The sequence below is a fragment of the Binatus sp. (SeqCode) genome (assembly GCF_036522015.1).
In the GTDB taxonomy this organism is placed as follows: Bacteria; Desulfobacterota; Binatia; order Binatales; family Binataceae; genus Binatus.
This window is the reverse complement of sequence record NZ_DATDGQ010000124.1, coordinates 1-4709: the sequence shown is the minus strand read 5'-3', so window position 1 is coordinate 4709 and position 4709 is coordinate 1. Positions and strand designations below refer to the sequence as shown.

General features: G+C 61.8%; 6 protein-coding genes. 5 read left to right on the top strand and 1 reads right to left on the bottom strand.

Annotated elements, in window-relative coordinates; genetic code table 11:
* Window positions 1-34: 34 nt before the first annotated feature.
* The 5 genes from VIW95_RS05210 to VIW95_RS05190 all read left to right on the top strand — a co-directional run bounded on the left by VIW95_RS05210 (window position 35) and on the right by VIW95_RS05190 (window position 3797).
* The gene (locus VIW95_RS05210; RefSeq protein WP_331584362.1) at window positions 35-388 is read left to right on the top strand and encodes a YciI family protein; all 354 of its coding nucleotides are present in this window, start codon (window positions 35-37) and stop codon (window positions 386-388) included.
* Window positions 389-466: 78 nt separating this feature from the next.
* Entirely contained in the window at window positions 467-820 is a 354-nt protein-coding gene (locus tag VIW95_RS05205) for a YciI family protein (protein WP_331584361.1), read from the top strand.
* A 100-nt stretch (window positions 821-920) separates the two neighbouring features.
* Entirely contained in the window at window positions 921-1559 is a 639-nt protein-coding gene (locus VIW95_RS05200; RefSeq protein WP_331584360.1) for a glutathione S-transferase family protein, read from the top strand.
* 128 nt (window positions 1560-1687) lie between these two features.
* Window positions 1688-2476, top strand: a complete 789-nt coding sequence (locus tag VIW95_RS05195) for a YciI family protein (RefSeq protein ID WP_331584359.1) — start codon at window positions 1688-1690, stop codon at window positions 2474-2476.
* Between the two features lie 58 nt (window positions 2477-2534).
* Complete coding sequence (locus VIW95_RS05190; protein ID WP_414645269.1) at window positions 2535-3797, top strand: RNA polymerase sigma factor; 1263 nt, start codon at window positions 2535-2537, stop codon at window positions 3795-3797.
* A gap of 235 nt (window positions 3798-4032) precedes the next feature.
* Here VIW95_RS05190 and VIW95_RS05185 read toward each other — a convergent pair.
* A partial coding sequence (locus VIW95_RS05185) for a hypothetical protein (RefSeq protein WP_331584357.1) occupies window positions 4033-4709 on the bottom strand: 677 nt, incomplete at its 5' end.

The following is a 4709-nucleotide window of genomic DNA, read 5'->3' as shown; positions in this document are numbered from 1 at the left end:
AGATGAAAACCCAAAACGGGCAAGGAGAGACCCAATGGAATACATGCTTTTGATCTACAACAGCGAGGCGGATGGGAAGAAAATGAGCGCTGCTCAACATGGCGAGATTTTTCAGGGGTATCACACCTTCACGCAGGACCTGACGAAGAGCGGGAAGAACAAGGGCGGCAACGCGCTCGAGCAGACCACGACGGCGACTACCGTTCGCGTGCGCAACGGCAAGACCGCAGTGACGGACGGCCCGTTTGCAGAGACCAAGGAACAGCTCGGCGGATACTATCTGGTCGAAGCGAAAGATCTCGATGAGGCCATCTCGATTGCCGCGCGAATTCCGGGCGCGAAGCACGGCTCGATCGAAGTGCGGCCGATTATGAAGATCAATATGTAGCCTCTCCCCTAGCCCCAGTGGCCTCCCCTTCAGGAGAGGGGAACAGAGAGCGCAATCGAAGGGAACGCGGAGTTGGTTATGGAATACATGCTTTTGATTTATCACAACGAGGAAGAGGCCAAGTCTCGGCCTGAGGCGGAGAAGCAGCGGATTTTCCAAGAATTTGCGGCGTTCACGCAGGACGTCATGAAGAGCGGGCATCGCAAGGCTGGCGGGCCGCTCGATTTTACCAAAACGGCTGCGACAGTTCGCGTGCGCGATGGCCGAACGATGGTCACGGATGGGCCGTTCGCGGAGACCAAGGAACAGCTGGGTGGATACGTGCTGGTCGAGGCGAAGGATCTCGACGAGGCGATTGCGATTGCGGCGCGGATTCCGTCGTCGAAGTACGGATCGACCGAAGTGCGGCCGGTGATGAAGATCAATATGTAGGTGCGGCGTGACCTCTCCCCTGGCCCCACTGGCCTCCCTTCAGGCGAGGGGAAGGAGGGAGAGCGACGCGAGGCAACTCCTATGAACGAGAGGTATTTCAATGAAGCTTTACGAGTTCCCTCCCACTCGCTCGATCCGCGTTCGCTGGGCGCTCCAGGAACTCGGGGTCGATTTCGAATCTATCAGCGTCAACATGACCGCGGGAGAACACAAGAGCCCGGCGTTCCTCAAGGTCAATCCTGCCGGCAAGCTTCCGGCGCTCGTGGATGGCGACTTGACGCTTACCGAGTCCATCGCGATCGTTCTCTATCTCGGTGAAAAATACATCGACAAAGGTCTGATGCCGCGCGACCTCGGGCAGCGCGCCGAACTGCACCGATGGCTCATGTTCGCCGCGACGGAGCTCGAACAACCGCTATGGCGCATCTCGCGGAACACATTCCTGTATCCAGAGGACAAACGCATCCCCGCCGACATAGTTCGCGCGCGCGAGGATTTCGCAAGCATGGCGGCAGTGCTCGAGGAGCACATGAAGGGACGCCAGTTCGTGGTGGGAAATACGGTGACCATGGCCGACTTCGTGATGGCATACACGATCGATTGGGCGAACGAGTTTCAGATGCTGGAAGCCTTCCCCGGGTTGAAGGCGTACATGACGAAGATGTACGCGCGCCCGCATGCGGCCCCGCGCATCGCCGCGGCCTTCGCGAGCGTCGGTGTAAATCCGGCGCAGAATTAATCGGCCGAGGCGAAAGATCTGGACGAGGCGATCGCGCTTGCGGCGCAGATTTCGTCGTCGAAATACGGATCGACCGAAGTGCGGCAAGTGATGAAGATCAATTTGTAGAGCTGCGAAGAGGCACTCCTATGAAATACATGATCACGGGCGGAGAGCTGCGCGGAGAGTCGGAAAGTATCGACGCCGAGGAAATTAATCGGCGCGTCCGGTTCCATCAGCAAAAACTTGACGAACTGCTTCGCGCGCGCTTGAGAAGCGGAAGGGCCGGGCTGATAAACGTTTCAGTCGGGCTTGGCCCCAGTCGCGAGACGGTCACGGTGAAGAATCGCGGTGGCAGTCACTTGCGGGTCGACGGGCCGTTCCCTGAGACCAAGGAGCTGGTGGGCGGTTTCGACATAATCGACTTCGACTCGCTCGAAGAGGCGATCGAGTACGCGAAATATCCGGGCGCGCATGAGAGTCTCGTTATGGAGGTGCGGCCGATTCGTGAGTTCTGGTGGATCTCGCAGACTAGCGGGCAGGCGGCGTCGAAGGTTTTCATGCTCACGTCGGTTGAGGACGAGCGCGCGGCGCTCAGTCTGCCGGAGATCGAGCGGACGAAGCTTATCAGGCAGCACCAGGGGGTCGGCGCCGAATACGTCGCGAGTCGTGCGATGCTGGATCAGGAGCCGGGGTTGTGGGTCGGCGCGCGGCTGGAAGTTTCGAAGCAGGCGAAAACGATTCGATGGAAAAATGGCGGGCGTCAAGTGACAGACGGGCCGTTCGCGGAGACCAAGGAAGTGGCCGGCGGGTTCAACCTGGTTGCGTGCGCGTCGATCGACGAGGCGATCACGTGGGCAAACAAACTGGCGCTGCGTGACGGCGATGCGATCGAAGTCAGGCCGGTCGAGGGATGCTGGTGGGTCTATCACGAATGAGTTCGTGTTAACTGGTAGCGGCATGTGCGGCGTGCAGCTAGCCTGCCATCGGACGGATATGCCGATGGACAACACCGCCGAGGGCATCGAGCGCTTTTATCGCGAGGAGTTCGGGCGAATACTCGCCACGCTCATTCGGGTTCTGGGCGACTTCGACCTCGCCGAAGACGCGGCGCAGGACGCGTTCGCGAGCGCTGTCGAACAGTGGCATCGCGACGGGCTGCCGGAGAATCCGCGCGCCTGGATCATCGGCGTCGCGCGGCACAAGGCGATCGATCGATTGCGAAAACAAGGCCGCTTCAACGATCGCCGCGAGGAATTGATCCGCATGGCTGAGAGCGGCAGCGACGGCGAAGAGAACGACACTGCGGGCGCACTGCCCGACGAGCGGCTGCGGTTGATTTTTACCTGTTGTCATCCCGCGCTGGCCGACGAGGCCCGCGTCGCGCTGTCGCTGCGCACCCTGTGTGGGCTCACGACCGAAGAGATTGCGCGCGCGTTCCTGACCGCCCCGACGACGATGGCGCAGCGGCTGGTGCGCGCCAAGCGCAAGATTCGCGCAGCGCGGATTCCGTACGAGGTGCCGTCGGCGGAGTTGCTCGCGGAGCGTCTCGACGCGGTGATGGCAGTTATCTACCTGGTCTTCAACGAGGGTTACGGGGCGAGCTCGGGCGAACGACTGGTGCGGACCGATCTCTGCGCGGAGGCGATTCGGCTCGCGCGGATCCTGGTAGCGCTGATGCCCACGGAGGCGGAGCCGCGCGGATTGCTCGCGATGATGCTGCTGCATGACGCGCGGCGCGACGCGCGAATCGACGAGCGCGGCGAACTGGTGTTGCTTGAGGAGCAGGATCGCTCGCTCTGGGATCGTGCGCAGATCGCGGAGGGGCTCACTCATTCGGAAGCCGCGATCAACGCTGACGCGTACGGACCCTATGCGATTCAGTCGGCGATCGCGGCGGTTCATTCGCGCGCCAAAAGCGCAGCCGCAACCGACTGGCGCGCAATCGCGGACCTCTACAGACGCCTCAACGCGATACGGCCGTCGCCTGTGATTGAATTGAACCGGGCGGTCGCGGTCGCGATGGCCGACGGTCCTGCGGCAGGGCTTGAGTTGATCGATGCGATCGCCGCGAGCGGCGAGCTTCGCGACTACTACTTGATGTGGTCGGCGCGCGCGGATTTATTGCGGCGACTGGAGCGATGGAGCGAGGCGGCCGAGTCGTATCGTGCGGCGCTGACACGCGTGGGCAGCGCACCCGAGCGGCGATTTCTCCGGCGCCGGCTCGAGGAGATGTCGTCGAAGGTGAGGGCGTCGTGAGTTGGTTTGAGGAAAGGAGCGCTGCGCGACTTTCAGAGACCGGAACCGGCGGCGCTTGCGCGCCACTGTCCGGGGGCCAGAAGCCATTTCCTCCACTCGCGATGCTCGCTTTGTCAGGATGACAAAGTGGGCTCCCGATCAATACCAGTAACCTAACCCCTAACCCCTTCCCGAGCGGGAAGGGGAACCGGAACGGGAGAGAGCGCTTCCCGCGCGGAAGCAGGATCGGTCGCTGCTACTTCGCGGCGGTGGGCGACGGGCTGGCGGACTGATCGTTCTTGCCAGCCGAAGGCGTTGCGGCATTCATCGCCTGGACCGCGGGCCAGTAGTGGCTCTTGGCGAGCTGCGCGCGGAAGTCGCGCGCGAAGTTGTCCTTGCCTTGCACCTTTGGCGGCCACGCGCTGTCGAGGAACTTCCACGCATCATCGGCGTGCCCGCTGTAGATCAGATCGAGCATCGTTCCCCAGAGCTGCGGCGAGACCCTGGCATGCGGCCATTCTCCGCCTTTGGCGGTGTCTGGATCGTTAGTTACTTCGGCGGCGCGCGCCGCGAGGTCACTCGGGGTGAGCGTCGGAGAGCGCATCAGGTCGGGCGATACGCGATATGCGTTGTCGGTGAAGCGCAGAATGACTTTTGGTGCGGGCGAGTCGGCGAAATCGGTGTGCCAGTTGGCAAAGGTCCAGTCGTGAATTTGAATCCCCAGACCGGTGTTCTTCGAGTCTTTGTCCGGATGCAGGAAGTGCGGGCCCGAGTCGCCGAACTCCGCGTCGATGCTGCCGAGTTTTTTGAAGGTCGGACCGATTTCGAAAATATGAAACACCAGGCAGCAATTCGCGCCGCCCAACCACACGGAAATCACCAGGTCGGGCTGCCCGTCGCCGGTGATGTCCATCCCCATCTTGATCAGCCCTG